We start from the raw sequence: 25,206 nt of genomic DNA, 5'->3' as shown, positions 1-25,206 counted from the left end.
TTGTATTGGGTGGCTCAACGGTAGGCGCTTGGGTAACCTGGCACAAGACGCCGCGGCCCTATTCCGTCCTTTTCCGGAACGATATGGGCGCGCGCGGCCGAACGGCCGGCAGCGGCGCTGGTGGGGGCGCGCCACGTGTGCCTGCCGATTTTGGCGGGCCGCACTTCGCACAGCCGTTATGATGTGTATCTCACTATGGGTATGGGGGCGCCGTCGTTGGGCTTCGCGACGTGGCGCGCATGGACAATGCGATGGCCGGCTAGGACAGACCGGCCGCGAAGAGATCGGCGATGATCGTCGGCCTGCCGGCGGTTATGCCGGCGGTTATGCCGGGGAAGGCAATCAATCCAAAGGAGCAATCCCTATGAAGACGAAAGCCGCAATCGCGTGGAAAGCGGGCGAGCCTTTGACGATCGAAGAGGTCGATCTCGACGGGCCGCGCGCGGGCGAGGTGTTGATCGAGGTGAAGGCGACGGGGATCTGCCATACCGATTACTACACGCTATCGGGCGCGGACCCCGAGGGCATCTTCCCGGCGATTCTAGGGCACGAGGGTGCGGGCGTCATCGTGGACGTCGGTGCGGGCGTGGGCACGGTCAAGAAAGGCGATCACGTCATTCCGCTCTACACGCCCGAATGCCGCGAATGCAAGTTCTGTCTGTCGCGCAAGACGAACCTTTGCCAAAAGATTCGCGCCACGCAAGGCAAGGGCCTGATGCCCGATGCCACCTCGCGCTTTTCGATCGGCGGCAAGCCGATCTTTCATTACATGGGAACTTCCACGTTCTCGAATTACATCGTCGTGCCCGAGATTGCCGTGGCGAAAGTGCGCGAGGACGCACCGTTCGACAAGATCTGCTATATCGGCTGCGGCGTAACGACGGGCGTGGGCGCTGTCGTGTTCACGGCAAAGGTCGAGGCAGGGGCGAACGTGGTCGTGTTCGGGCTCGGCGGTATCGGCTTGAACGTGATTCAGGGCGCGAAGATGGTGGGCGCGGACAAGATCATCGGCGTTGACCTCAATCCGGGCCGCGTCGAGCTTGCGAAAAAATTCGGCATGACGCATTTCGTCAACCCGGCGAACGTCGAGAACGTGGTCGACCACATCGTGCAGTTGACCGACGGCGGCGCCGACTACTCGTTCGAATGCATCGGCAACGTGAAGACGATGCGCCAGGCACTCGAGTGCTGCCACAAGGGTTGGGGCCAATCGATCATCATCGGGGTGGCGGCCGCAGGCGAGGAAATCAGCACGCGTCCGTTCCAACTCGTGACCGGGCGCGAATGGAAGGGCTCGGCGTTCGGCGGAGCACGTGGGCGCACCGACGTGCCCAAGATCGTCGACTGGTACATGGACGGCAAGCTCAATATCGATGACCTGATCACGCACACGTTGCCGCTCGATCGCATCAACGAGGGCTTCGATCTGATGAAGCGCGGCGAATCGATTCGGTCGGTCGTGCTGTATTGAATCGAAGCGGAGGCGCACGATGCTCGAAACGATCGAGACCCATCTCACCCACGGCGGCACGCAGGCGCTCTACCGGCACGATTCGAAAACGATCGGCTTGCCGATGCGGTTTTCCGTCTATCTGCCGCCTCATGCGCAGCATAGCCGTGTGCCCGCGCTCTTTTACTTGGCGGGCCTGACCGCCAGCGAGGAAACGTTCCCGATCAAGGCGGGGGCCCAGCGTTTCGCCGCCAAGCATGGGATCGCGCTCATCTCGCCCGATACGAGCCCGCGCGGTGCGAATATCGCCGGCGAAACCGAAGATTGGGATTTCGGTGTCGCTGCCGGCTTTTACGTCGACGCGACGCGCGAACCTTGGTCGCGTCACTACCGCATGTATTCCTACGTGCGCGACGAGTTGCGAGAAACGGCGATCGCGGCGCTGCCGATCGATGGTGCGCGGCTCGGCATCTTCGGCCATTCGATGGGCGGCCACGGCGCGCTCGTCCTCGCGCTGCGCAACCCCGACATTTATCGCTCGGTGTCGGCGTTCGCACCGATCGCGGCGCCGATGCGATGCCCGTGGGGCAAGAAAGCATTCGCCGGGTACCTTGGCGACGACGAGCAAACATGGCGGCAGTACGACGCGAGCGAACTCGTTGCAGGCGCCGATGCGCCCCGCTTCGAAGACGGCATCCTCGTGGATCAGGGCCTGTCCGACAAATTCCGCATCGAGCAATTGCACCCCGACGTGTTCGAGCAGGCGTGCCTGAAGGCCGGTCAGCCGTTGATGTTGCGGCGCCATGAAGGGTATGACCACAGCTACTACTTCATCGAGACGTTCATCGAAGACCACATCGCGCATCACGCGCGGGCATTGACGTAGCGCAAGGCGCCCGCCGTTGCTTGGCTCGCGGCTCAAACCTGCTTGATCGACCCCGTGTATTGGGCAACGAGCGGGTCTGTCGTCACGAGCGCAATGCCTTCGGCGATCGCTTGCGCGACGAGCATCCGATCGAAGGGATCCCGGTGAAGCGGCGCCAGCCCTTTCAGCGAGAGCACGTGCCGATGCGTGACGGGCAATTCGAGATACCCATTATCGACGAGCCCGCGGCGCAAGAGCCGCGGATCGACCCGGAAATCGCCCCTTCCCAAGTCGCTCTTGATCGTGATTTCCCATAGGCTGGCGGCGCTGAACAGCAGGGTGTTGCCTTCGTCTTCCAGCAATGCGCGCGCAGCAGCCGTCAAGCGTTCGGGCTGCGCGGCCGCCCACAGCAATAGGTGAGTGTCGAGCAGCAAATTCACGTATCCGTTCCTCCAAAAAGATGTTCGATCTCACCGGTGCCGATTTGGTCGAAATCGTCCGGCACGAGAATCTCCCCCGCGAGAAAGCCGAGGCGGCGACGCTGCTCCGCGCTGGGGGCGTCGAGCGGTACGACTTTGACGAGCGGCTTGCCGGCCTTCGCGATGATGAAGCCTTCCCCGAGCGCGGCGCGATCGACGAGCCGCGAGAGATGGGTCTTCGCTTCGTGGATGTTCACGATTTCCATGGTGTCTGTTGATGTGGACTAAGTTTCATTAGTTTAGTCTAAATTCGCAATAGACCGAAAGGCCAATACGGCTCTTTCGCAGCGCACCATCGAAAATCGGGGCCTCGCCTTGACAGGTTTCGATGCGTATCCGATCATTCGATCACAAACCGAGCAATTGCTCTATCGTTGAGCGATCGCTCGATCAAAAAAAGCAAGACCACACCAGAAGAAAGACGGGTTTCCCTACACCCCTTTGGAGACGAGTTCGTGAGATTGCACGACAAAGTCGCGGTTCTGACCGGAGCCGCGAGCGGCATCGGCGAGGCCGTGGCCGAGCGTTATTTGCAGGAAGGCGCGCGCTGCGTCCTCGTGGACGTCAAATCCCCCGACGCCATTTGCCCCGGCCTCGCCAAGCGGCATGCCGAGCGGGTGCACGTCGTGCGCGCCGACGTCACGCGGCGCGAGGACATCGCGCGCATCGTCGCGCAGGCGGTCGAGCGCTTCGGCAGCGTCGACATCCTGTTCAACAACGCGGCGATTTTCGACATGCGGCCGCTGCTCGACGAATCGTGGGACATCTTCGACACGCTGTTCGCGGTCAACGTCAAAGGCATGTTCTTCCTGATGCAAGCCGTGGCGCAGCGCATGGTCGAGCAAGGGCGCGGCGGCAAGATCGTCAATATGTCGTCGCAGGCCGGCCGTCGCGGCGAAGCGCTCGTGTCGCATTACTGCGCCACCAAGGCCGCCGTGCTCAGCTACACGCAGTCGGCCGCGCTCGCGCTCGCGCCGCATCGCATCAACGTGAACGGCATTGCGCCGGGCGTGATCGACACGCCGATGTGGGAGCAGGTCGACGCGCTGTTCGCCCGCTACGAAAACCGCGCGCCCGGCGAGAAGAAGCGTCTCGTCGGCGAAGCGGTGCCGCTCGGGCGCATGGGCGTGCCGTCCGATCTTACGGGCGCCGCGCTCTTTCTCGCCTCGAGCGATGCCGATTACGTCACGGCGCAGACGCTGAACGTAGACGGCGGCAACTGGATGAGCTGAGTACGAACCGCGCTTCAACGAGAAGCGCACGTGCATTTCCACCACAACGTACAAGACTTAAGGAGACAAGCGATGCAACGCAATTTCGGCCCTGCCCCTCGACTGACGCGGCGTGCGCTCGCCGCCGGCGCCCTCGCGCTGACCGCGATGGCGGCGCTGCCGGCCGCTGCCGCGACGATCACGGTTGCGGTGGTGAACAACCCCGACATGATCGAGATGAAGAAGCTTTCGGCGGATTTCGAGAAGAGCAATCCCGACATCAAGCTGAACTGGGTCGTGCTCGAGGAAAACGTGCTGCGTCAGCGCGCGACGACGGACATCACGACCAAGAGCGGCCAGTTCGACGTGATGATGATCGGCGCATACGAGGCGCCGCAGTGGGGCAAACGCGGCTGGCTCTCGCCGATGTCGAACCTGCCGGCGAGCTACGACGAGAACGACGTCATCAAGACGGTGCGCGACAGCTTGTCGAACAACGGCACGCTCTATGCCTTGCCGTTCTACGCGGAAAGCTCGATGACGTTCTACCGCAAGGATCTGTTCGCGGCCAAGGGCCTCACGATGCCGCCGAAGCCGACCTATGACCAGATCCGGCAATTCGCCGACAAGCTCACCGACAAGGCGAACGGCGTCTACGGCATCTGCTTGCGCGGCAAGGCGGGCTGGGGCGAGAACATGGCCTACCTGACGACGCTCGTCAACACGGAAGGCGGGCGCTGGTTCGACGACAAATGGCATGCGCAGCTCACGTCGCCGGAATGGAAGAAGGCGGTCAACTTCTACGTCGATCTGATGAAGAAGGACGGCCCTCCCGGAGCGAGCTCGAACGGCTTCAACGAAAACCTGACGCTGATGTCCTCGGGCAAGTGCGCGATGTGGATCGACGCCACGGTGGCGGCCGGCATGCTCTACAACAAGAATCAGTCGCAGGTCGCCGACAAGATCGGCTTCGCCGCGGCGCCGACGGCCGTCACGCCGAACGGTTCGCACTGGCTGTGGGCCTGGGCGCTCGCCATTCCGAAGACGTCGAAGAAGCAGGACGACGCCAAGAAGTTCGTCGAATGGGCAACGAGCAAGGACTACATCCAGCTCGTCGCGAAGGACGAAGGCTGGGCATCGGTGCCGCCGGGTACGCGCGAGTCGACTTATAACAACCCGAACTACGTGCAAGCCGCGCCGTTCGGCGAGTTCGTGCTGAACGCGATCCGCACGGCCGACCCGCTGCATCCGACGGCCAAGCCCGTTCCTTACACGGGCGTGCAGTTCGTCGGCATCCCCGAATTCCAGTCGTTCGGGACGGTGGTCGGTCAAAGCATCTCGGGTGCGCTGGCAGGCCAGATGTCGGTGGATCAAGCGCTCTCGGCGGGCAATGCCGCGGCCGACCGTGCCGTGCGCGAGGCCGGCTACCAGAAGTAATCGCCAAGCCGTGCGAACGGTGCGCATCGAGCGCATCGTTCGCTTGCGGGCCGCTTGCGGAGTGTTTGCCGCGGCCCGCTCTCGACGTCATCCGCGCGATGGCGCCGAATCGACCAGGAGTCCGAACGATGGGACATCTTCATATGCCGCTCTCGCCTGCCGCGGAGCACGGCGCCTTGCCGACGCCGGAGCGGCGTGCCGGCTCGACGCGCTGGCTCGTCGCGCCTTCGGTTGCCGTCCTCGTCTTATGGATGACGATACCGCTCGCGATGACGATTTGGTATTCGTTCTCCCGCTACAACTTGCTCAATCCCGATGAAAAAGGCTTCGCGGGATTGGACAATTACCGCTACCTCGTCACCGATCCCGCGTTCCTACCGTCGATCGTTCACACGCTCGAGCTGATCGGCTCGGTGCTCGTCATCACGGTCGTCGGCGGCATCTTGATGGCGGTGATTTTCGATCGCAAATTCCTCGGGCAAGGGATTGCACGGATGCTCGCGATCGGCCCGTTCTTCGTCATGCCGACGGTCAGCGCGCTGATCTGGAAGAACATGATGCTGCACCCGGTATACGGCGTGGTGGCGGCCGTCATGCGCTGGTTCGGCATGCAACCGATCGATTGGTTCGCCACGTACCCGCTCTCGGCGATCATCGTCATCGTCGCGTGGCAATGGCTGCCGTTCGCCTTCCTCATTCTGTTTACCGCGATCCAATCGCTCGACGAGGAGCAAAAGGAAGCGGCACGGATCGACGGCGCCGGGCCGTTTGCGATGTTCTTCTACATCACGCTGCCGCACTTGAGGCGGGCAATTTCCGTGGTCGTGATGATGGAGACGATCTTTCTGCTGTCGATCTTCGCCGAAATCTATACGACGACCGCGGGCGGCCCGGGCAATGCCACGACGATTCTCTCCTACTTGATCTACGCGTTGGGCCTGCAACAGTTCGACGTCGGCCTCGCATCGGCGGGGGGCATTCTGGCCGTGGTGCTCGCCAATATCGTCGCGTTCTTCCTCGTGCGCATGCTCGCGAAGAATCTGAAAGGGGAGTACGAAGCATGAGCCATCCGACCTTACCCGCCACGCGTGCGCTGCGCGCGCAATTGCCCGGGCTCGATGTCGTCAAGCGCACGCTGCCCGGCGTGCTGGCCTGGCTCATCTCGCTCGCGCTGTTCTTCCCGATCTTCTGGATGACGATCACGGCGTTCAAGACCGAGCGCGACGCCTATTCGATGTCGTTGATCTTCACGCCGACGCTGGACAGCTTCCGCGAGGTGTTCGCGCGCAGCGACTACTTCCTGTTCGCGCGCAATTCGATCCTCATTTCGGCGGGCGTGACCGTGCTGTGCTTGCTGCTTGCCGTGCCGGCCGCCTATGCGATGGCGTTCTTCCCGACGCGCCGCACGCAAAGCATGCTGCTGTGGATGTTGTCGACGAAGATGATGCCGTCGGTCGGCGTGCTCGTGCCGATCTATTTGCTCTGGAAGAACGCGGGGCTGCTCGATACGGTCTCGGGGCTCGTCATCGTCTATACGCTGATGAATTTGCCGATCGCCGTGTGGATGGCATTCACGTATTTCAACGAGATTCCGCGCGACATTCTCGAAGCGGGGCGCATCGACGGCGCCGCGACGTGGCAGGAGATTCTCTATCTGCTGATGCCGATGGCGCTGCCCGGGCTCGCGTCGACGGCGCTGCTGCTCGTGATTCTGTCGTGGAACGAGGCGTTCTGGAGCATCAACTTGTCGAGCTCGGGCGCGGCGCCGCTTACGGTGTTCATCGCGTCGTACTCGAGTCCCGAGGGGTTGTTTTGGGCGAAATTGTCGGCGGCGTCGTTGTTGGCGGTCGCGCCGATTCTGCTCGTGGGTTGGTTGTCGCAAAAGCAACTCGTGCGCGGCCTCACGTTCGGAGCCGTCAAATGACGGCATCGACGATCGGAGCGGGCGAGATGCGGCGCGATCGCGTGCTGATCTGCGATTGCGACGGCGTGCTGATCGACAGCGAGGCCGTCGCGGCGAAGATGCTCGTGCACGAGCTGCAAGCGCGCTGGCCGCGGGCCGACGTCGAGCCCGTCGTGTTGCCGCTGCTCGGGCTGCGCATCGAACGCGTGCTGCAAGAGAGCGCCGCGGCGCTCGGCGAAACGCTGGCGCCGGTGGAGATGGATGCGATACGGCGTAGCGTCGAGGCAGCCGCGCAGCAGGCGCCGGTCGTGGCCGGCGTTGAAGCGGCGTTGACGCAGATCGCGTTGACGAAGGCTTGCGCGAGCAACAGCTATACGGCTTATGTCAACGCCGTGCTTGCGCGCACGGGGCTCGACCGTTTTTTCGGCTCGCGCGTGTTTTGCGCGGATCGCGTGCCGAGACCGAAGCCCGCGCCCGACATCTATATCGCCGTGGCCGATGCGCTCGGCGTGTCGAGCCGCGCCTGTCTCGTCGTGGAAGACAGCGTCGCGGGCGTCGCGGCGGCTAGCACGGCGGGCATGGTCGTGCTCGGCTTCGCGGGCGGCACGCACGCGGAACACGGCGGGCGCGCGCACGCCGATGCGCTCGTGCAAGCGGGCGCGCAACGCGTATTCGACGACATGCGCGTATTGCCCGCGCTCGTCGAGCAATGGATGACCGGCGCAGCCGATGGGGCGCGCACGGCAACGAATGGGAAAGGAGACGCATCATGGCAAGCTTGACGCTGCGTGGCATCGCGAAACGTTATGAAGAGCACGAGGTCTTGCGCAATGTGAACCTCGATATCGCCGACGGCGAGTTCGTCGTGTTCGTCGGGCCGAGCGGATGCGGCAAGTCGACGCTGCTCAGAATGATTGCAGGCCTCGAAGCGATCAGCGGCGGCGAGCTCATGATCGACGCCGCGCGGGTGAACGACGTGCCGCCGGCCAAGCGCGGCATTGCGATGGTGTTCCAGTCGTACGCGCTGTACCCGCATATGTCGCTCTACGACAACATGGCGTTCGGCTTGAAGCTGGCCGGGGCGAAGAAGCCCGAGATCGACGAAGCCGTGCGCAATGCGGCGAAGATCCTGCACATCGACCATCTGCTCGATCGCAAGCCGAAGCAGCTTTCGGGCGGGCAGCGGCAACGTGTGGCGATCGGGCGGGCCATTACGCGCAAACCGAAGGTGTTTCTATTCGACGAGCCATTGTCGAATCTCGATGCGGCCTTGCGTGTGAAGATGCGCCTCGAGTTCGCGCGGCTGCACGACGAATTGAAGACGACGATGATCTACGTGACGCACGATCAGGTCGAGGCGATGACGCTGGCCGACAAGATTGTCGTGATGTCGGCGGGCAACGTCGAACAAGTCGGCAGTCCTAATCGTCTTTATCACGCACCGGCCAATCGATTCGTCGCCGGCTTCATCGGATCGCCGAAGATGAATTTTCTCGAAGGCGTCGTCGAGCAGGTCAGCGGCGATGGCGTGCTCGTGCGCTATGCCACGGGTGAAACGCAGCGCGTGGCGGTCGAGACGCGCGGGACTTCGTCGTCGGGCGCGCGTGCGCTGCAACTGGGCGCACGCGTGACGGTCGGGGTTCGGCCCGAGCATTTGCATGCGCAACCGCCTGCACCGGCGGGCGGCGCGCCGCTATACGGTGTGAGCGCGCAGACGACGACGGTCGAATCGCTTGGCGATGCCGCCTACCTTTACGCGGAAGCTTCGGTGGCGCCTGACGGTTTGATCGCACGCATCCCGCCGCTCGAGCGCCATGAACGCGGCGAAGCGCTCACGCTCGGCGCCGCCCCCGAGCATTGTCATCTGTTCGACGAAGACGGGCAGGCTTACGACAGGAAGATCGTGGAGGTGTTGTCGGCGGCTTGAGGGTGGGTTCGTGACGAATGCATTCGAGTGACTCGCCATCCGCATCGGCGAATTGAGGCGCGCTGAGCCCTAACACGGCCGTGGTAGCTACCATGGCCATGTTAGCCAGCTAGCCGTCTTTCTCACGAAATCTGCGGGTCGTCCTGTCTGCGCCGCTCTTCGTTCCGCGTCGACAGAAAAAGAAATCGACGAAGAGGGGCAGTCTTACGACAGGACGATAGTGGAGGTGTCGTCGGCGGCTTGTGGGAATCGGACGCGAGCGCGCCGTCCGTGGATGTAACGGCAGTCACGCGTGCCGACGCTGATGCTCCAGCATGTATGCGCGCAGCAGTTTGTTGATGCGTGTCTGATAGCCTTGTCCTTGTGCCTTGAACCAGTTCAGCACGTCCACGTCGAGTCGCATCGTCACGGCTTGCTTTGGTGGAACATGCAACTCCGCACGGGCGAAGAAATCGTCGCCCAGTTCAGGGATGTCGCTCGTATCGATCTGCTCGTCCTTGAGCTTCTCTAGTCGCTTCCAGTCAGTTTTTGACACTTTGCTCATATCGTTCGCCTCGTGTTTCGTTGCTTTGCGAGCGGAGATTATCCGGACGACTGGCCCGCAGCATTCGACATAGACTACGACGGCCAGCGTCGCCTTCATCCATCACAGCGCGGTCCAGCGCTCCTCGCCATAGTCTTCCCGCCCATCCAGCGCTACGAGTATCGGATGGTTGAACACATCGATCGCGTCGGTGAAATCGATCCTGTGTTTGCGAATATTGATTCGATTCTTCTCTTCATCCCACTCGAACTGCACAGTTCACCTATTTGCGATTGTATTGACATTTGTACTGACGTGCCGGCTTCAACTGACACTTGAATATCCCAGCGCCGCTGAACGACGTGCACCACAGGGCGTAAGCCACGAGGAAATATGCGGGATGCAACGAATGGGGCGGGCAGGGAAGCGATTTAACCGGACGCGGAGAATGGTCCGGTGAGAGAGTCGACATGAGCGCGGCCATCTGTCGATTTCCGCTTTCCCCATTCGTCGACTACGATCGAAGGGGCCGTGCCTTCGCCTTCGGAGTTCATCATGTCCACGAATACCGTTCGCCTGCATCGTGTTCTGCGTTCCACGCCCGAGCGCGTCTACCGCGCGTTCCTCGATGCCGGCGCCCTGGCAAAATGGCTACCCCCGAACGGCTTTGTCGGCACCGTTCACGAACTGCGGGCCGAGGTCGGCGGCGGCTATCGGATATCGTTTACGAACTTCACCACCGGCCACGCGCATTCGTTCGGCGGCGAGTATCTCGAGTTGGTCCCGCTGGCGCGCATTCGCTATACGGGCAGGTTCGACGATCCGAATCTGCCTGGCGTCATGCAGACGACGGTGTCGCTACGGCAGACGCCGTTCGGCACCGAGCTGGATGTGGAGCAGGAGGGAATACCGGAAATGATTCCGGTTCAAGCGTGTTATCTCGGATGGCAGGAATCGCTTGCTTTGCTGAAGCTGCTTGTGGAAGCCGAGATTCAGTAGTGAGACGGCTGTGTCGAGACGCGAGACGGCGAGGCGGAGCGCTCGTCGCTCGGGGCGCCATCGCCCGATTCGGATATGGCCTGCGCCCGAATCGGCAGCGAGCCGTCAAGCCGTCGTATGCGTCCCGCGCGTCTTGGCGCGTTTCGCCGCGCGGCCGTCCTCGCCCAGTGCCGCGCGCGCGCAGGCTTCATCGGTCACGAGCCCCGACAGCCAGCCCCCTTTGAGCACGGCCAATACGGCGCCGTGCTTGCGCTCGCCGCCGGCGAAGCCGATCGTCGGCCGCTTGGGCGGCGAATCGAGCGGCACGCTCGTCACGCGCCGGCCCGCCGGCGATTCCACGCACTTGCCGTTCACATCGATCGGCAGTCCTAACATTTCCGCCACCGCGCCGCCCTGCGTGAGTTCGCCCACCTCGGCGGCGGTGATGAACCCGTCGACGTGCAACGGACATTTCGGTCCGATGTCGCCGATGCCGACGAAGGCCACGTCGGCCTGCGCCGTCAACGATTCGACGATGCGATAGAGACGGTGATTGACCCATTGCGCACGCTCGGCCTCGCTGTCGGCGATGAGCGGCGCCGGCAGCAGAAAGTGCTTGCCGCCTGTCTTCTCCGAGATGTGCAGCGCGACGTCGTATCGGTTCGACGAGCCGTCTTGCGCGATCGCGCCGACCATCGACACGAGCCGATGTTGCGGCCGCTCGATTTGCCCCAGGTGATCGACGGCCGCCTTCAGCGTCCGGCCGCTGCTCACCGAGATGATCATCGGCTTTTCTTCGCTCAAGTAGCGTTCCATCACCTGCGCGCCGGCGACGGCCAGCTTGCGGTCGATGGCTTCGGGCGTGTCGTCGTCGACGGGCACGACTTCGCACATCGCAAGCCCGTAACGAGCCTTCAATTGCTCGGCAAGCGTCAGGCAATCGGCCAGCCGGTGTTCGATGCGCACGCGCACGAGATTCTTTTCGACGGCGAACGCCACGAGACGCTGCGCGACGGGCCGCGATACTTGCAGCTTTTCGGCGATCTCGTTTTGCGTATTCCCCGCGACGTAATAGAGCCAGGCGGCGCGCGTGGCCAGGTCGAGTTTTTCGTTTGATTTGGACACGGTACGGATGAAGCTGCGAGAGAGGGAGAAAAAATCAAGCGAGCCGCGCACGCGACGGCTCGAACAACGGCCGCACGTGACGGTAGAGCTCGCGGTATGCGTGCAGGCGCGCGCGCAATGGGGCGTGACGCTGCGCGTTCGGCGTGAATTGCGCGACTACGGGTGGCTTGGCGAGCACCTCGCGCGGATTGCCGCCGGCCGCGAGCCAGCCCAAGCGCGCCGCACCGAGTGCCGCACCCGTTTCGCCGCCGCCGTGCTGGCGCGTCGGCGTCGACAAGGCGTCGGCGAGCAGTTGCGCCCAGAACGCGCTGCGCGCGCCGCCGCCTAGCAGCGAGAGCGCGCTCGGCGCTGTACCGGCCGCGGCCAGCGCATCGAGGCCGTCGGTCAGCGCGAGCGTGACGCCTTCGAGCACCGAGTAGCCGAGCAGCGCGCGATCGGTTGCATGCGTCATGCCGAAAAACACGCCTTGCGCATAGGGATCGTTATGGGGCGTGCGCTCGCCCGATAAATACGGCAGGAAGATGGGCGCCGCGTCGCGCGCTTCCGGGGCGAGCGCCGCGGCTTCGCCGACGAGCGTCGGTTCGTCGGTGCCGGTCAGCTTGCAGACCCAGCGCAGGCAACTCGCGGCAGAGAGGACGACGCTCATCTGATGCCAGCGATCGGGAATCGCATGACAGAACGCATGAACCGCCGACGCCGGGTTCGGCGAAAAGCGATCGCCGACCACGCACAGCACGCCCGACGTGCCGAGCGAGACGAAGCCGTCGCCCGGCTCGGTCGCGCCGATGCCGATCGCGCTCGTCGCGTTGTCGCCGCCGCCGGCCGCGACGACGACTTCGCCCGAGAGGCCCCACTCGCGCGCGATCTCGGCGCTCAGCACGCCGGACGGCGCACTGCCCTCGGCGAGCCGCGGCATCTGCGCGCGGCGCATGTCGCAGGCGCCGAGCAACGCGTCGGACCAGTCTCGGCGCGCGACGTCGAGCCAGAGCGTGCCGGCGGCATCGGAAGGATCGGATACCTTCTCGCCGGTCATGCGCAGGCGCAGGTAGTCTTTCGGCAGCAAGACGCACGCTGTGCGTGCGAATAGATCGGGCTCGTGCCGCGCGACCCACAGCAGCTTGGGCGCGGTGAAGCCCGGCATGGCTAGGTTGCCGGCGATGGCATGCAGTTCGGGCGCGCGCCGCGTGAGCTCGTCGCATTCTTCGACGCTGCGCATGTCGTTCCAGAGGATGGCCGGGCGCAATACGCGATCGGCCGCGTCGAGCAGCACGGCGCCGTGCATCTGGCCGGATAGGCCGATGCCGCGCACCTGAGCGAAGGCGTCGGGGCACACGGCGCGCAGCTTGGCGATCGCCTCGCAGGTGCCGCGCCACCAGTCGGCCGGGTCTTGCTCGGCCCAGCGCGGATGCGGGCGCGATACGTGAAACGGCGAGCCCGCAGTGGCGAGCACGCGCGCGTCGGCCGAGAGCAACAACACTTTGACTTCGGACGTGCCTAGGTCGATGCCGAGATACATGGCGGGCGGCCTCTTGGTCGATGCGATTCGTGACGGAGTCGAAAAAAACGGGATTGCGCTACTTTAGCCGTGATTCCAGCCACGCGTCGACGCGTTCGAGCGCCGCTTCGATCACGCGCGTGAGCCGCGCATCCTGTGCCAAGCCGCCCCAGAGCAAACGCGATGTGCAGAACTGCGCGAGCGGATCGGATGACTCGAACCAAGCACGAACGGCGGCTTCGTCGAGTAGGCCGTCTTGATACGTGTAAGGCAGCGTGCCTTGACGCCACCGGTCGAGGAAGCGAAAGAACAGGGCCGGCAAGATCGCCGTGGCATCGGGCTGCGCGTTGCGTGCGAAGCATTCGGCGAGCGTCGGTGCGATGAAGCCGGGAATTTTCGAAAAACCATCGGCCGCGACGCGCTGATTCGTGTCCTGAATGTACGGGTTGCTGAAGCGATCGAGCACGACGTCGCGGTACCGCGCCAGATCGAGCGGGCTCGGCGTGAGGCTGGGGATGACGTCTTGCGTCACGTATTCGTAGGCGAATCGGCGCACGTCGGCATCGAGCGTGCCCTCGTGGATGTACGTGTGGCCGACGAGCGTGCCGGCCCATGCGATGCAGCTATGGCTCGCGTTCAGGATGCGGATCTTGGCTTCCTCGTACGGCAGGACCGATTCGACGAGCTCGGCGCCCACCCGCTCCCACGCGGGTCGTCCGGCCTTGAAGCGATCCTCGATGACCCACTGAATGAACGCCTCGCCCATGACGGGGCAGGCATCGGGCACGCCGGTCGCCTCGAGCACGCGCGCGCGGACCTCGTCGGTCGGGCGTGGCGTGATCCGATCGACCATCGAATTCGGACAGGTAGTGTTCGCATCGAACCACGCGGCGAGTGCCGTCGCACCGCGCGCCGCGAGAAACGCGCGCATGCCCGCTTCGAAGCGCTCGCCGTTGCTGCGCAGGTTGTCGCAGCTTTGCAGGGTGACGGGGCCCGCGCCGCGCGCGCGCCGCGCGTCGAGAATGGCGGCCAACGCGCCGTAGATCGTCGTGCGCGCGCCGGCCAGGTCCGCGGCGAGGTCCGGGTTCGACGTGTCGAGTCGGTCGTGTTCGTCGAGGTAATAGCCGCCTTCGGTCACCGTGAACGAAATGATCTTGCAGGTTGGATCGCACCCGGCCTCGACGAGCGGTTCGAGGGTAGGCGACCAAGGCAGCACGCGCTCGATCGAACGGATCGTCTCGTAGGCGCGCTCGCCCTGTGGCGTGACCGTTTCTAGCGTATAGACACCGTGCTGCTTCGTGAGCGCCTCGAGCACCGCATTCATGTCGCCGCGGATGTTCCCGACCGTCAGTGACCATCGCGCCTCGCCCGGCGCTGCGGCCGCATTCAGCCGATGCAGATACCACGCTTGGTGGGCGCGATGAAACGAGCCTGCGCCCAAGTGCAAGATGACGTTCGAGCCGGTGCCGCGCGTATTGACCATCGTTTGTCTCCTATGTGGGCGCGAAGCCAAGCGCGCGAACGCCGACGACCCACGCCTCAGCAACGGTGAGTGCGGCGGGCTGGGCGCCGCCGGATCCGATTGGATCTTTTGTTCGCTGAATGAGCGAATGATCGGTTTGCGGCGAGCGAAAGTCAAGGCGCGCCGCAGCGAGGGGGGGCGGCGCGCGCCAAAAACAGAAAAGCGGGGGTGGGGCGCGGCCCCAATGGCGGATTGGGGCGCTAGGTAGGGCGTAAGGTAGTACGAAAGCGCAGGCCTCCGACGCCGATCACCGCCGGCGCAACAAACTCGCGCCGTACACGAGCGCGGAGAGCGCGGTGATCCAGAAACTCGTCGGCCAATCGGTATAGAACGCCAGCGTCACGCCGAGCCAAGCTTGCGCGAGCGCAAACAGCGCGGCCAGGCCGACACCGCTTGCTAGCCGCGTCGTCAGATTTTGAGCGGCGGCGGCCGGACCGACCATCAGCGTGAACACGAGCAGCACGCCGACGATCTGCGTGCAAGCGGCCACGGCCAGCGCCGCAATCGCGAGAAACAGCATCGAGACGAGGCGCAGCGAGACGCCCTTGGCTTCGGCGAGTTCCGGTTGCAGCGTCGCGAATAGCAACGGCCGCATGATCGAACCCAGTGCGATGAGACTCGCGGCGGCGATGCCGGCGAGCACCACGAGCGTCGAATGCGTCACACCCAGGACGTTGCCGAACAGCAGCGCCGTGACCTGCGTCGCGTACGCCGTGAAGAAGTGCAAGAACAGCAAGCCGCAGCCGAGCGCGAGCGAGAGCACGACGCCGATCGCCACGTCGCGGCCCGACAGCCGCTCGCCGAGCGCGCCCATCGAGACCCCGGCCGCGAGCGTGAAGCCGACCATGCCCCAAAGCGGCGAGATGCCGACGAGCACGGCCCCCGTCGCACCCGTGAAGCCGACGTGCGATAGCGCGTGGCCGGCGAAGGTCTGCCCACGCATCACGAGGAAGTAGCCGACGATGCCCGCGAGCACGGCGACGATCCCCGACGCCGCAAACGCGTTCACCATGAAGTCGTATTCAAACATCGTGCGTGTGTCCGTGTGAATGGTCGTGGCCATGAGCGCCATGCTCGTGTCCGTGCGCGTGGCTGTGGCCCTCGGCGCCGTTCGCATCGCTTTCGTGCTCGTGGTCGTGTTTCTCGACTTCGACGTCGCCCGACATCACGAAGATGCGGCCGTTCACGCGCATCACGTCGATCGGCGAACCGTACAGCCGCGACAGCACGGGCCGCGTGATCACTTCGTCGACCGTGCCGAGTGCCGCCGCACCGCTGCCCAGATAAAGGACGCGATCGATCGCGTTGAGCAGCGGGTTCAGTTCGTGAGCGGAAAAGAGCACGGTGATGCCGAGTTCGCGTTGCACGCGCCGTACGAGTTCGACGACGCTGCGCTGGTGATGCGGATCGAGGCTGATGAGCGGCTCGTCGAGGAGCAGCAGCCGCGGGTTGCCGAGCAAGCATTGCGCGAGCAGCAAGCGCTGGCGCTCGCCCCCGGAGAGCTCCGACAGCGGTCGCGACGCGAGCGTGCGCGCGCCGACGAGATCGAGCACGCGCTCGACATCCGCACGCGTTGCGGTATCGGCGATGGGCAACCCCCAGCGATGCCCGTCGGCGGCCATGGCGACGAAATCGCGCCCGAGCACACGCCGGCTTGCGAGCGCGCTGCGCGTTTGCGGCATGTAGCCGATAGACGGATTGCCGCGTTCGACGGGGCGTCCGCCGATGCGAATCGCGCCTTGAGCGAGTGGCACGAGGCCCAGCACGGCGCGCATCAGCGTCGTCTTGCCGGCCCCATTGGGGCCGAGCACGCCGACGAATTCGCCCTGGTCGATCGAGAGGCTGACGTCGCGCAAAATTGCGCGCCCAGCGAGTTCGAGCGAGACGCGGTCGAGCTCGAGTTCGAGTTTGCGTTCGGTGGGCCGGCGGGTGTCGTGCACAGTGTTCATCGGTTAATTCGTCTGGCCGAGCGCGGCCGACAGCGTCTCCAACTGGCCGAGCATCCATTGCTGAAATGTCTTGCCGGCGGGCTCCGTTTCCGTAACGCTCATAGCCGGCACGCCCGAATGCTTGGCGAGCGCGAGCATGCGTTTGGTCAGCGCTTCCGTGGCCTGGCTGTTGTAGATGAGCACGCGCACTCGGCGCCCGCGCAGATCTTGCTCGAACGCCGCGATGTCGGAGGCGCTCGGCTCGGTGTCGTTCATGACGGCGAGTTGAAACCGCGCGTTGCGCATCTGCAGGCCGATGGCATCGGACATGTAGCCGAACACGGGTTCCGTGGCGGTGACGGGGACACCCTGATATTTCGCCTTCAGCGCCGCGACCTTGTCGTCGATCGGCTTGAGCGAAGCGAGCAATTGCGCGAGGTTTTTATCGTAGTCGGCTTTGTGCGCGGCATCCGCGCGATCGAGCGCCGCGACGATCTGCTTCGCGACGGCGGGCATCGTTTGCGGGTCGTACCACAGGTGCGGATTGTCGCCGGCCTTCTTGCCGACCAAATCGGCCGCGACGATGACCGCGCGCTTGTCGTTCGACGAGGCGGCGAGCAGCTTGTCCATCCACGGATCGTAATCGGCGCCGTTGTAGACGACGAGCGTAGCCCAGTGCAGATCCCGTGCCGTTTTCGGGCTCGCCTCGAACAGGTGCGGATCTTGATCGGGATTGCTGAGAATGCTCGTGACGGACACGTGGCTGCCGCCGAGTTGCTTGGCGACGTCGCCGTAAAAATTCTCGGCGGCAACGATTCGAATCGGGGCGCCTTGCGCGAGCGCGGCGCCACTCAACGCGAGCGCGGCCAGTCCGAGCGCGGCCCGCTTCGTCAATCGGCGGGCAAAGCTTGCCGCGCCGCCGGTGTGGTCCGTCAATTTCATTCGTTCTCCTAATTATTCGAAAAGAAGCCGAAAACAAGCGGCGATGCCGGGCGCGTCATCGCCGATGCGTGTGCTCGCCACGCCGATGTTGGCAGTCGCCGCACAGGCCACTCAACTCGACGACTTGCTTGTGCACTTCGAAGCCGTGCGCGGGCGGCGTGGACGAGAGGCGCTCGGCAAGCTCCTCCCCGGGAATCTCGAGCGTGTCGCCGCAGCGTTCGCAGATAAGGAACTGGCTTTGATGCGGCTTGCCGACTTCGCAGCATGCGACGAAGGCATTGCGCGATTCGATTCGATGAACGAAACCGTGCTCGACGAGAAAATCGAGCGCGCGATAAACGGTCGTGGGCGGCACGCGTCCGCGCTCGGGCTCGAGTGCGGCGAGCAAGTCATACGCGCCGATCGGCTTGCCGGCGGCAACAACGAGCGCGTAGACCTGGCGCCGCAACTGCGTGAGCGCCAGGCCGTGCTCGGCGGCAAATACGTCGGCGCGGGTAAGGCGCTCGTTTAAGGGTAGGGCGTCGGCTGACATGGCATCGTCCGAAGTCATTCGTGATCGCGATGATATAACATATCATCGCGTCGCGCAGCGGGACGAGGACGATGTCGGCGCGAAGTTACGTGGTGAACGCGAGAACGACGGCGACAGCCGCCAAGCATCCACCGAACAGATAGCCTTGCAGCTTGACCGACCTTTCACCGTTGAAGCGATCGAATATGACGTGCCCGCCATAGACCCAGGGAAAGTGACACACGATGCAAAGGAGCGTGAAGACGAGCGTGATCTGCAGCACTTGTTGCACGAGCGGGATGTCGAGCCGCAGGAATTGAGAGAACAGCACGAAAATCATCGAATGGATTTTCGGATTGAGCGAGACCGACAAAAAGCCGTCGAGTGCCGACAACCTCGGCATGGCCGCTTTCTTGCCCGATGCCGACGGTTTGACGAAACCATAGGCGAGATAGAGCGTATAGGTGATGCCGGCCCACTTGAGCACGTGCGCGGCCGCCGGTGCATCGTGCAGCAGCCGGCTCAATTCGAAGCCGTAGACGAGACACCAGATGAAATTGGCAGCTTCGAAGCCGAACCAGAACGGCGCGGTACCCCTTACGCCGAAGCGCCCGCCCGCCGTTGCGAGCAGGGTATTGCCGGGTCCGGGGCTGATGATCATCGGTACCGAGAAGCCGACGATGAGCGTCCAAATTTGCAGCGAAACCATGCGGTCTCCTTTAACGATCGATGGGTGGCGATCATTAGACGCAGGTTCGCGCGTTCGACCAAGCGACGTATTTTCATCGACTCGATAACATGCGATTATCGAGCGCATGCGTCGCTTGCCTCCATTGGGCGCGGTGCGAGCCTTCGAGGCCGCCGCGCGTCATTTGAACTTCACTCAGGCGGCCGCCGAGCTGCATGTCACGCAGGCGGCGATCAGCCATCAAGTCCGTCAGCTCGAGCAATGGTTAGGACTCCGATTGTTCGAGCGGCGCGGTCACGCGCTGACGATCACAGCGCAAGGGCGTGCATATCTCGCCGACATTTCGGTCGCGCTCGATCGAATCGCGGCCGCGACGGCGCGTGTGAAGGAGGGCGCGCAGGCACCGCTGCGCATCACGGTGCTGCCGTCGTTCGCCGCATGCTGGCTCGTGCCGCGGCTCGATGCGTTTCGCGCGCAGCATCCCGACATCGACCTGAAACTGACTGCATCCAAGCAACGCTGGGATGGCGCCGACGATCGCTTCGATCTTGGCATTCGTTCAGGTCTTGGTCGATGGCCGGGCTTGAACGCGGAGCTGATCGCGCGTGAATCGTTGAGCCCCGTCTGCGCGCCGTCGGTGGCGTCGGGGCCGCCGGCGCTGCGCGAGCTTGGCGATCTTCGGCACGTGCGCTTGCTGCACGATACGCCGAGCGACGCATGGCGCATCTGGTGCGATCACGCGGGCGTTGCCGATATCGATCTCGAAGCCGGTCTCGCTTTCGACGACGCGGCGCTCGTCTTGCGGGCGGCCGTGCAAGGACAAGGCGTTGCGCTCGGCCGGCTGACGCTTGCCGACGATGATCTACGCGCAGGCCGCTTGGTGCGGCCGTTTGCGCAGGCGATGCCGAACGATTACAGCTATTGGCTTGTTTATCCGCTCGCCAAGGCGCAGCGCTTCGACGTCGCGGTATTTCGTGCATGGCTGCTCGCGCAGGCGGGGCGGGGCGTCGAGCCGAGCGTGCGTATAGGCGAGTCGGTGTGAACCGCTCGGCTTCGCTTAGCGTTGGTGCCCGAAGCTAGGGAGCCTTTGCTTCAGAGCACCGTCCGCACGTGCCACAGCTCCGGAAACAACACGACGTCGAGCATCTTGCGCAGATAAGACGCGCCGCTCGTGCCGCCCGTGCCTTGCTTGTAGCCGATGATCCGCTCGACCGTCGTGACGTGTCTGAAGCGCCATTGGCGGAACGCGTCTTCGAGATCGACGAGCTCCTCCGCCATCTCGTAGAGCTCCCAATGCTGCGACGGATTGCGATAGACCTCGAGCCACGCCGCTTCGACCGATGCGTCGTGAGCGGTCGGCTGCGTCCAATCGCGTTCGAGCCGCTCGGGCGCGATCGAAAAGCCGCGGCGCGCGAGCAGGCTCACCACCTCGTCGTAGAACGACGGCGCTTCGAGCGCCGCTTTCACTTCGGCGTACACGTCGGGCCGATGCGCATGCGGCTTGAGCATCTGCGCGTTCTTGTTGCCGAGCACGAATTCGATCTGCCGGTATTGATACGACTGAAACCCCGACGATGAACCGAGGTAGGGGCGCATCGCCGTGTATTCGGAGGGCGTCATCGTCGCGAGCACGCTCCATGCTTGCACGAGTTGCTCCATGATGCGCGAGACGCGCGCAAGCATCTTGAACGCGGGCGGCAACTCGTCGCGCCGCACGCAGCTCAGCGCCGCGCGCAGCTCGTAGAGCGCCAGCTTCATCCAGAGCTCGCTCGTTTGATGCTGGACGATGAACAGCATCTCGTTGTGGTCGGGCGAGAGCGGATGCTGCGCGTGCAGGATTGCGTCGAGCGAAAGATAGTCGCCGTAGCTCATCGACTTCGAGAAGTCGAGCTGCGCATCGTGCCAGCCCGCGTCGCTCGCGGGTACGTGCGGCGCAGCCTTGCTCGATACGTCCCCTACCGCCGGCTCGCCGCCATGTCCGAACGGGCAGCCGCCCATAGCCTGCGGTGCGGGCTCCGTGGTTTCGGGTATGTCCGATAGGCGCATATGTCCAGTCATTTAGGACTCCTTAGGTAACCGAATGGCGAGCGGCATGCTCGGGCGCGCGCCAGGCATCGGTATCGAGTACGTCGCGCAGCGTCTCGACGGCATCCCAGACGTCGACGAAGCGCGTATAAAGCGGCGTGAAGCCGAAGCGCAGCACACGCGGCTCGCGATAGTCGCCGATCACGCCGCGCGCGATCAGCGCTTGCATGACTTCGTAACCGTGCGGGTGTTCCACGCTCACGTGCGAGCCGCGCTGCGCATGCGCGCGCGGCGTGACGAGCGTCAGCGGATGTCGCTCGCAACGCGTTTGGACGAGATCGATGAATGCATCGGTCAGCGCGAGCGATTTGCGTCGAATCGTCTGCATGTTGGTTTCAAGGAAGACGTCGAGCCCGGCTTCGACGAGCGACATCGAGACGATCGGCTGCGTGCCGCACAGAAAGCGGCCGATGCCCTGGCCCGGCGTATAGACGGGATTCATCTCGAACGGCGCGGCATGCCCCCACCAGCCCGACAGCGGCTGTGCGAGCGCATCCTGGTGGCGCTTGGGGACCCACGCGAACGCCGGCGAGCCGGGGCCGCCGTTCAGGTACTTGTAGGTGCAGCCCACGGCGAAATCGGCATGCACGGCGTTCAAATCGACGGGCACGGCGCCGGCCGAATGCGCGAGGTCCCACAGCGCGAGCGCGCCGGCACGGGCGATGATCTGCGTGAGCGCGGCCATGTCGTGCATGTAGCCCGTTCGATAGTTCACGTGCGTGATCATCGCGACGGCCGTGTCTTCACCGATGGCACCGGGCAACTCGGCGGGATCGTCGACGAGGCGCAGCGAGTAGCCGCGATCGAGCTGCTCGATGAGCCCCTGCGCGATATAGAGATCGGTCGGGAAATTCGCACGCTCGGAGACGATCACGCGGCGGCGCGGATCGCGATCGTTGGCCATCCTCAGCGCCGCCGACAGCAGCTTGAACAGATTGACGGAAATCGTGTCGGTGACGACGAGTTCGTCTTGCGCGGCGCCGACCAGCGGCGCGAGCTTGTCGCCGAGACGGCGCGGCAGCGCGAACCAGCCCGCCGCGTTCCAACTGCGAATGAGCCCTTCGGTCCACTCGCGGGCGATGACGGCCTGCGCGCGCGCGGCGGCGGCCGCGGGCGGCACGCCGAGCGAGTTGCCGTCGAGGTAGATGACGTCGGGCGCTAACGCGAACCGGTCGCGCAAGGGGGCAAGGGGATCGTCGCGATCGAGCGCGATAGCTTCGGCACGGGTCTTCATGAAGTCGATTCGAAAAAGTCGAGGCAATGGAAAAGGGTAGGCTTCGTTCGGTATGCTCGGAGGGCCCCGGCGCGCCGCAAGGCTAGGCAACGCGGGCGCGCAGCACCGCGCGCACGGGGCTCGCGTCGAGCGTCGTGAACTTGAGCGGCAGCGCAATCAACTCGTAGTCGCCCGGCGCGACGGCATCGAGCACGAGTCCTTCGAGGATCGACATGCGATGCGTCCGCACGCGGCCGTGCGCATCCATCGTTTTGGAATCCTGAGGATCGAGCGAAGGCGTATCGATGCCGATCAACATGACGCCGTGCTCGGCGAGAAAGTCGATCGTCTGCGCCGCGACCGCGCAAAACGCTGCGTCCCAATGCGTGACGGGTGCGCGCTCGTAGGTGCGCAGCAACACGCGCGGCGGCAGGGCGTCGGCATACGGCACCACGTGCTCGGGCAATACGAGCGGCCCTGCGCCGATGCAATGGACGACGCGGCATGGGCCGAGATAGGGCGTAAGCGGCACGGCGCCGATCGCGGCACCCTCGGCGTCGTAGTGCAGCGGCGCGTCGGCGTGCGCGCCCGTGTGCGGCGAGCACGTCAGCCGGGCGACATTGACGGGCGAGCCCGCCTCCATCCGCCAGATTCGTTCGATGCCGACGGGCGTATCGCCAGGCCAGATCGGCGTGCGCGTGTCGAGCGGCGGCGAGATGTCCCAGATCGTCTCCTGCATGTCTCCTCACTTATCGGGAAGCTTGCGAGGATGATAGGCAACTTCGCGCGCAAAGTGCTTGCGAAATTCTCGCCCCTAACCGGGCAGACTAGAACATAATTCGAGATAAACCTAAAAAGGGGGCCAAAAATGAACGCGATCTCGCTGGACGCCACCGATTGCCGTATTCTGAGCGTCCTACAGAACGAAGGCCGGATCAGCAACCTCGATCTGGCCGACCGCATCTCGCTGTCGCCGTCGGCCTGTCTGCGCCGACTGCGGTTGCTCGAAGAGCAGGGTGTCATCGCGCGCTACCGGGCGTGTCTGAATCGAGAAGCGCTCGGTTTCGAACTCGAGGCTTTCGTTCAGGTTTCGATGCGCAACGATCAGGAGAATTGGCACGAGCGTTTCGCGGAAGCGGTGCGGGCGTGGCCCGAGGTGGTCGGCGCGTTCGTCGTGACGGGCGAGAGCCACTACGTACTGCGCGTGCTCGCGCAGAACCTCAAGCATTACTCCGAGTTCGTGCTCTCCAAGCTGTATAAGGCACCCGGCGTGATGGACATTCGCTCCAACATCGTGCTGCAAACGCTGAAGGAAGATTCGGGTGTTCCGGTGCCGGTTCGGGAGCCGCAGCACTAGCGCGTACCTGCCGCGTGGCGCCGCCGCATCGGCAGTTGCAGCCGTATGCGCTCCGGAGCAGGACTTGAGAAGAATCGGAGAATCTCCCGCCCTGGGGGTAATTGGGTCCGAGATGGCGAGGCCGGAAGGCGGGCGCGCGTCGCCCGCGTCTAGCTTGGCCGCTCGTCCCAATTGCAACGGAGGCAAAAATTGAAATGGAACGAAGCGGCCGTATTGCTCCTCGATCCCGCCGATGCCACCATTCGAATGTGCGCGGATGCGTGGCGAATGCGTTACGCCATTCCGGCAAACCGGTGTTTCTCTCATCGCTTTCCGGGAAGGCATGCGTGGGCCGGCAGATTGCCGCCGGGATACACCGAATTCGCGCGCGATTCGCTCTCGTTCAGCGACCTTGCGACCAAGCTGATCGTCGTGAGCCACGGTCGTCCCGAGGGTGTGCAGAATGACGATCGATTTCAGAGCGCACCGCAGTTCGCCGAGCAACTGGCTACCTGGGGGCTGAGGAAGGTCGGCCTGCTGGCGTTTCGAAGCTGCTTGGTCGGCAAGGGCGACTTTCTCGACCGGCTCGTTGCGCATTTGTCTTATCGGCACGTCGACGTCGGCTGGCTCGTCGGCTACAAGCACGAGGCGCTGTCGGTCGGCATCGATCCGGGATGGCTGACGATCCCGACACTCATTCTCGACACGCAACTGAACGAGAAACATCGCGGATGCACGCACCCGATGGCCGGAAAGCGGAGAGTCGGGCCGAGCGCCGTCGCGCACGAGGCAACCGGCTTTTTCGACAGACTGCTTCGTGAAGCGACGAACGGCCGATGCAAGCTGCCCGATGAGAAACGCGTCAAGATCGTGCGCGGCAACCGGGTTGTCGTGCCGCAGGAGGGGCCGACCCGACGCTATCGTCGCGCGATGCTCGAAACGGTTGTCTGAACGAAGCACGGAGGTGGGCGGCGGGGCCCATCGGGCTCGGCCGCGGGCATGCCGTTTTGCCGCCGAGCAAGTGGGCTCAGAGCGACTTCAACCCATGAAACGCGCCGCCGTGAAAAACGAGCGGCGCCATTTGGGCAGCGTCGGGATGCACGCCGCAGCGCTCCACTTCGCCGACGAAAATGACGTGGTCGCCCTCCTCGTAGCGGCTTCGGTTATGACATTCGAACCAGGCGAGTGCGCCGTCGAGGACGGGCATGCCCGTGTCGCCCGCCGCATGCGAAACGCCGGCGAAACGATCGCCTTTCACGGTGGCGAAGCGCTGGCAAAGATCGATCTGCGAGTCGGACAGCACGTTGACGACGTAATGGCTGTTGCTGCGGAACACGGGCATCGATGCCGATTTCGTCGCCAGGCTCCACAGCACGAGCGGCGGATCGAGCGATACCGAGTTGAACGAGCTTGCCGTGATGCCAATCAACTGCCCTGACGGCGCGCGCGTCGTGATGACCGTCACACCCGTGGCGAATTGACCGAGTGCGCGCCGGAAGACGGCGGCGTCGAAGTTCGGAGGGGCCGCGCGCTTCATCGTGCCGCGGCTCCATCGTGCTGTGCTGCAGCCGCATACGACGCATGCGGG

General features: G+C 64.2%; 28 protein-coding genes. 12 read left to right on the top strand and 16 right to left on the bottom strand.

The genetic code is table 11. The features are described from left to right. Positions 1–364 precede the first annotated feature (364 nt). Positions 365–1,471, top strand: coding sequence for an S-(hydroxymethyl)glutathione dehydrogenase/class III alcohol dehydrogenase (locus J3485_RS15210; RefSeq protein WP_206953921.1), 1,107 nt, complete (start codon positions 365–367; stop codon positions 1,469–1,471). Between the two features lie 19 nt (positions 1,472–1,490). Then, entirely contained in the window at positions 1,491–2,336 is an 846-nt protein-coding gene (gene fghA, locus J3485_RS15205) for an S-formylglutathione hydrolase (RefSeq protein WP_206953919.1), read from the top strand. Positions 2,337–2,368: 32 nt separating this feature from the next. Here fghA and J3485_RS15200 read toward each other — a convergent pair whose 3' ends face one another. Both J3485_RS15200 and J3485_RS15195 read right to left on the bottom strand, forming a co-directional pair. Continuing rightward, positions 2,369–2,755 carry a type II toxin-antitoxin system VapC family toxin gene (locus J3485_RS15200; protein ID WP_206953917.1) on the bottom strand — a complete coding sequence of 129 codons (387 nt, stop codon included), beginning with the start codon at positions 2,753–2,755 and terminating at the stop codon, positions 2,369–2,371. Continuing rightward, the gene (locus J3485_RS15195; protein WP_206953915.1) at positions 2,752–3,000 is read right to left on the bottom strand and encodes a type II toxin-antitoxin system Phd/YefM family antitoxin; all 249 of its coding nucleotides are present in this window, start codon (positions 2,998–3,000) and stop codon (positions 2,752–2,754) included. Before J3485_RS15195 ends, J3485_RS15200 begins: the two co-directional genes overlap by 4 nt. 249 nt (positions 3,001–3,249) lie before the next feature. Between J3485_RS15195 and J3485_RS15190 the strand changes: the two genes are divergently transcribed. The 6 genes from J3485_RS15190 (at position 3,250) to J3485_RS15165 (ending at position 9,272) form a co-directional block, all read left to right on the top strand. Continuing rightward, complete coding sequence (locus tag J3485_RS15190) at positions 3,250–4,026, top strand: L-iditol 2-dehydrogenase (protein ID WP_206953913.1); 777 nt, start codon at positions 3,250–3,252, stop codon at positions 4,024–4,026. Positions 4,027–4,098: 72 nt separating this feature from the next. Further along, positions 4,099–5,442 carry an ABC transporter substrate-binding protein gene (locus J3485_RS15185; RefSeq protein WP_206953911.1) on the top strand — a complete coding sequence of 448 codons (1,344 nt, stop codon included), beginning with the start codon at positions 4,099–4,101 and terminating at the stop codon, positions 5,440–5,442. Positions 5,443–5,570: 128 nt separating this feature from the next. Continuing rightward, positions 5,571–6,506: a carbohydrate ABC transporter permease gene (locus J3485_RS15180; RefSeq protein WP_206953909.1), complete on the top strand. Its 936-nt coding sequence runs from the start codon at positions 5,571–5,573 to the stop codon at positions 6,504–6,506. Next, on the top strand, positions 6,503–7,366 hold the full coding sequence (locus J3485_RS15175) for a carbohydrate ABC transporter permease (protein WP_206953908.1): 864 nt from the start codon (positions 6,503–6,505) through the stop codon (positions 7,364–7,366). The genes J3485_RS15180 and J3485_RS15175 overlap by 4 nt, the downstream gene beginning before the upstream one ends. Then, on the top strand, positions 7,363–8,127 hold the full coding sequence (locus J3485_RS15170) for an HAD family hydrolase (RefSeq protein WP_206953905.1): 765 nt from the start codon (positions 7,363–7,365) through the stop codon (positions 8,125–8,127). The genes J3485_RS15175 and J3485_RS15170 overlap by 4 nt, the downstream gene beginning before the upstream one ends. Next, positions 8,115–9,272 carry an ABC transporter ATP-binding protein gene (locus tag J3485_RS15165; RefSeq protein ID WP_206953903.1) on the top strand — a complete coding sequence of 386 codons (1,158 nt, stop codon included), beginning with the start codon at positions 8,115–8,117 and terminating at the stop codon, positions 9,270–9,272. Before J3485_RS15170 ends, J3485_RS15165 begins: the two co-directional genes overlap by 13 nt. 286 nt (positions 9,273–9,558) lie before the next feature. On the opposite strand, the gene J3485_RS15160 is transcribed toward J3485_RS15165, so the two are convergent. After that, positions 9,559–9,915 carry a BrnA antitoxin family protein gene (locus J3485_RS15160; protein WP_242538578.1) on the bottom strand — a complete coding sequence of 119 codons (357 nt, stop codon included), beginning with the start codon at positions 9,913–9,915 and terminating at the stop codon, positions 9,559–9,561. A gap of 3 nt (positions 9,916–9,918) precedes the next feature. Then, positions 9,919–10,071: a BrnT family toxin gene (locus tag J3485_RS29425; RefSeq protein WP_309477019.1), complete on the bottom strand. Its 153-nt coding sequence runs from the start codon at positions 10,069–10,071 to the stop codon at positions 9,919–9,921. A 279-nt stretch (positions 10,072–10,350) separates the two neighbouring features. Here J3485_RS29425 and J3485_RS15150 point away from each other — a divergent pair, with 279 nt between their 5' ends. Then, positions 10,351–10,794, top strand: a complete 444-nt coding sequence (locus tag J3485_RS15150) for an SRPBCC family protein (protein WP_206953901.1) — start codon at positions 10,351–10,353, stop codon at positions 10,792–10,794. A gap of 105 nt (positions 10,795–10,899) precedes the next feature. On the opposite strand, the gene J3485_RS15145 is transcribed toward J3485_RS15150, so the two are convergent. From J3485_RS15145 to J3485_RS15110, 8 genes are all read right to left on the bottom strand, one after another. Further along, positions 10,900–11,898 carry a sugar-binding transcriptional regulator gene (locus J3485_RS15145; RefSeq protein ID WP_206953900.1) on the bottom strand — a complete coding sequence of 333 codons (999 nt, stop codon included), beginning with the start codon at positions 11,896–11,898 and terminating at the stop codon, positions 10,900–10,902. 34 nt (positions 11,899–11,932) lie between these two features. Next, on the bottom strand, positions 11,933–13,414 hold the full coding sequence (xylB, locus tag J3485_RS15140) for a xylulokinase (protein WP_206953897.1): 1,482 nt from the start codon (positions 13,412–13,414) through the stop codon (positions 11,933–11,935). A gap of 58 nt (positions 13,415–13,472) precedes the next feature. Further along, positions 13,473–14,876 carry a D-arabinitol 4-dehydrogenase gene (gene dalD, locus J3485_RS15135; protein ID WP_206953895.1) on the bottom strand — a complete coding sequence of 468 codons (1,404 nt, stop codon included), beginning with the start codon at positions 14,874–14,876 and terminating at the stop codon, positions 13,473–13,475. A 286-nt stretch (positions 14,877–15,162) separates the two neighbouring features. Then, a complete protein-coding gene (locus J3485_RS15130) occupies positions 15,163–15,945 on the bottom strand; it encodes a metal ABC transporter permease (protein ID WP_206955827.1) in 783 nt (260 codons plus the stop codon). Then, positions 15,938–16,864 (bottom strand): ABC transporter ATP-binding protein, encoded by a 927-nt coding sequence (locus tag J3485_RS15125; protein ID WP_206953893.1) that lies wholly within the window; start codon positions 16,862–16,864, stop codon positions 15,938–15,940. The genes J3485_RS15130 and J3485_RS15125 overlap by 8 nt, the downstream gene beginning before the upstream one ends. 3 nt (positions 16,865–16,867) lie before the next feature. Beyond that, positions 16,868–17,785: a metal ABC transporter solute-binding protein gene (locus J3485_RS15120; protein ID WP_206953891.1), complete on the bottom strand. Its 918-nt coding sequence runs from the start codon at positions 17,783–17,785 to the stop codon at positions 16,868–16,870. Positions 17,786–17,840: 55 nt separating this feature from the next. Then, complete coding sequence (locus tag J3485_RS15115; protein WP_206953889.1) at positions 17,841–18,317, bottom strand: Fur family transcriptional regulator; 477 nt, start codon at positions 18,315–18,317, stop codon at positions 17,841–17,843. An 85-nt stretch (positions 18,318–18,402) separates the two neighbouring features. Further along, a complete protein-coding gene (locus J3485_RS15110; protein WP_206953888.1) occupies positions 18,403–19,005 on the bottom strand; it encodes a LysE family translocator in 603 nt (200 codons plus the stop codon). A 106-nt stretch (positions 19,006–19,111) separates the two neighbouring features. Here J3485_RS15110 and gcvA point away from each other — a divergent pair, with 106 nt between their 5' ends. Next, positions 19,112–20,026 (top strand): transcriptional regulator GcvA, encoded by a 915-nt coding sequence (gene gcvA, locus J3485_RS15105; protein ID WP_206953887.1) that lies wholly within the window; start codon positions 19,112–19,114, stop codon positions 20,024–20,026. Positions 20,027–20,076: 50 nt separating this feature from the next. On the opposite strand, the gene kynA is transcribed toward gcvA, so the two are convergent. The 3 genes from kynA to kynB form a co-directional block, all read right to left on the bottom strand. Further along, positions 20,077–21,030, bottom strand: a complete 954-nt coding sequence (gene kynA, locus J3485_RS15100; protein ID WP_374192442.1) for a tryptophan 2,3-dioxygenase — start codon at positions 21,028–21,030, stop codon at positions 20,077–20,079. A gap of 22 nt (positions 21,031–21,052) precedes the next feature. Further along, complete coding sequence (gene kynU / locus J3485_RS15095; protein WP_206953874.1) at positions 21,053–22,303, bottom strand: kynureninase; 1,251 nt, start codon at positions 22,301–22,303, stop codon at positions 21,053–21,055. A gap of 82 nt (positions 22,304–22,385) precedes the next feature. Then, on the bottom strand, positions 22,386–23,021 hold the full coding sequence (gene kynB / locus J3485_RS15090) for an arylformamidase (RefSeq protein WP_206953864.1): 636 nt from the start codon (positions 23,019–23,021) through the stop codon (positions 22,386–22,388). Positions 23,022–23,150: 129 nt separating this feature from the next. Between kynB and J3485_RS15085 the strand changes: the two genes are divergently transcribed. Continuing rightward, complete coding sequence (locus J3485_RS15085; RefSeq protein WP_206953855.1) at positions 23,151–23,639, top strand: Lrp/AsnC family transcriptional regulator; 489 nt, start codon at positions 23,151–23,153, stop codon at positions 23,637–23,639. Between the two features lie 189 nt (positions 23,640–23,828). Continuing rightward, positions 23,829–24,569 carry a hypothetical protein gene (locus J3485_RS15080; protein ID WP_206953852.1) on the top strand — a complete coding sequence of 247 codons (741 nt, stop codon included), beginning with the start codon at positions 23,829–23,831 and terminating at the stop codon, positions 24,567–24,569. Positions 24,570–24,645: 76 nt separating this feature from the next. Here the strand turns inward: J3485_RS15080 and J3485_RS15075 are convergent, their stop codons facing one another. Further along, positions 24,646–25,155 (bottom strand): flavin reductase family protein, encoded by a 510-nt coding sequence (locus tag J3485_RS15075; RefSeq protein ID WP_206953851.1) that lies wholly within the window; start codon positions 25,153–25,155, stop codon positions 24,646–24,648. Positions 25,156–25,206 lie beyond the last annotated feature (51 nt).

It is taken from the genome of Trinickia acidisoli (assembly GCF_017315725.1).
GTDB lineage: Bacteria > Pseudomonadota > Gammaproteobacteria > Burkholderiales > Burkholderiaceae > Trinickia > Trinickia acidisoli.
This window is presented reverse-complemented; position numbering and strand designations above follow the sequence as displayed.

Excerpts from the sequence above, each read along its gene's own strand:
- dalD (WP_206953895.1), bottom strand. The coding sequence starts at position 14,876 with ATGGTCAATACGCGCGGCACCGGCTCGAACGTCATCTTGCACTTGGGC.
- xylB (WP_206953897.1), bottom strand. The coding sequence starts at position 13,414 with ATGTATCTCGGCATCGACCTAGGCACGTCCGAAGTCAAAGTGTTGTTG.
- J3485_RS15170 (WP_206953905.1), top strand. The coding sequence starts at position 7,363 with ATGACGGCATCGACGATCGGAGCGGGCGAGATGCGGCGCGATCGCGTG.
- J3485_RS15130 (WP_206955827.1), bottom strand. The coding sequence starts at position 15,945 with ATGTTTGAATACGACTTCATGGTGAACGCGTTTGCGGCGTCGGGGATC.
- J3485_RS15125 (WP_206953893.1), bottom strand. The coding sequence starts at position 16,864 with ATGAACACTGTGCACGACACCCGCCGGCCCACCGAACGCAAACTCGAA.
- J3485_RS15195 (WP_206953915.1), bottom strand. The coding sequence starts at position 3,000 with ATGGAAATCGTGAACATCCACGAAGCGAAGACCCATCTCTCGCGGCTC.
- J3485_RS15160 (WP_242538578.1), bottom strand. The coding sequence starts at position 9,915 with ATGAAGGCGACGCTGGCCGTCGTAGTCTATGTCGAATGCTGCGGGCCA.
- gcvA (WP_206953887.1), top strand. The coding sequence starts at position 19,112 with ATGCGTCGCTTGCCTCCATTGGGCGCGGTGCGAGCCTTCGAGGCCGCC.
- J3485_RS15120 (WP_206953891.1), bottom strand. The coding sequence starts at position 17,785 with ATGAAATTGACGGACCACACCGGCGGCGCGGCAAGCTTTGCCCGCCGA.
- J3485_RS15150 (WP_206953901.1), top strand. The coding sequence starts at position 10,351 with ATGTCCACGAATACCGTTCGCCTGCATCGTGTTCTGCGTTCCACGCCC.
- fghA (WP_206953919.1), top strand. The coding sequence starts at position 1,491 with ATGCTCGAAACGATCGAGACCCATCTCACCCACGGCGGCACGCAGGCG.
- J3485_RS15180 (WP_206953909.1), top strand. The coding sequence starts at position 5,571 with ATGGGACATCTTCATATGCCGCTCTCGCCTGCCGCGGAGCACGGCGCC.
- kynU (WP_206953874.1), bottom strand. The coding sequence starts at position 22,303 with ATGAAGACCCGTGCCGAAGCTATCGCGCTCGATCGCGACGATCCCCTT.
- J3485_RS15185 (WP_206953911.1), top strand. The coding sequence starts at position 4,099 with ATGCAACGCAATTTCGGCCCTGCCCCTCGACTGACGCGGCGTGCGCTC.
- J3485_RS15075 (WP_206953851.1), bottom strand. The coding sequence starts at position 25,155 with ATGAAGCGCGCGGCCCCTCCGAACTTCGACGCCGCCGTCTTCCGGCGC.
- J3485_RS15110 (WP_206953888.1), bottom strand. The coding sequence starts at position 19,005 with ATGGTTTCGCTGCAAATTTGGACGCTCATCGTCGGCTTCTCGGTACCG.
- J3485_RS15085 (WP_206953855.1), top strand. The coding sequence starts at position 23,151 with ATGAACGCGATCTCGCTGGACGCCACCGATTGCCGTATTCTGAGCGTC.
- J3485_RS15210 (WP_206953921.1), top strand. The coding sequence starts at position 365 with ATGAAGACGAAAGCCGCAATCGCGTGGAAAGCGGGCGAGCCTTTGACG.
- J3485_RS15165 (WP_206953903.1), top strand. The coding sequence starts at position 8,115 with ATGGCAAGCTTGACGCTGCGTGGCATCGCGAAACGTTATGAAGAGCAC.
- kynA (WP_374192442.1), bottom strand. The coding sequence starts at position 21,030 with ATGCGCCTATCGGACATACCCGAAACCACGGAGCCCGCACCGCAGGCT.
- kynB (WP_206953864.1), bottom strand. The coding sequence starts at position 23,021 with ATGCAGGAGACGATCTGGGACATCTCGCCGCCGCTCGACACGCGCACG.
- J3485_RS15115 (WP_206953889.1), bottom strand. The coding sequence starts at position 18,317 with ATGTCAGCCGACGCCCTACCCTTAAACGAGCGCCTTACCCGCGCCGAC.
- J3485_RS15175 (WP_206953908.1), top strand. The coding sequence starts at position 6,503 with ATGAGCCATCCGACCTTACCCGCCACGCGTGCGCTGCGCGCGCAATTG.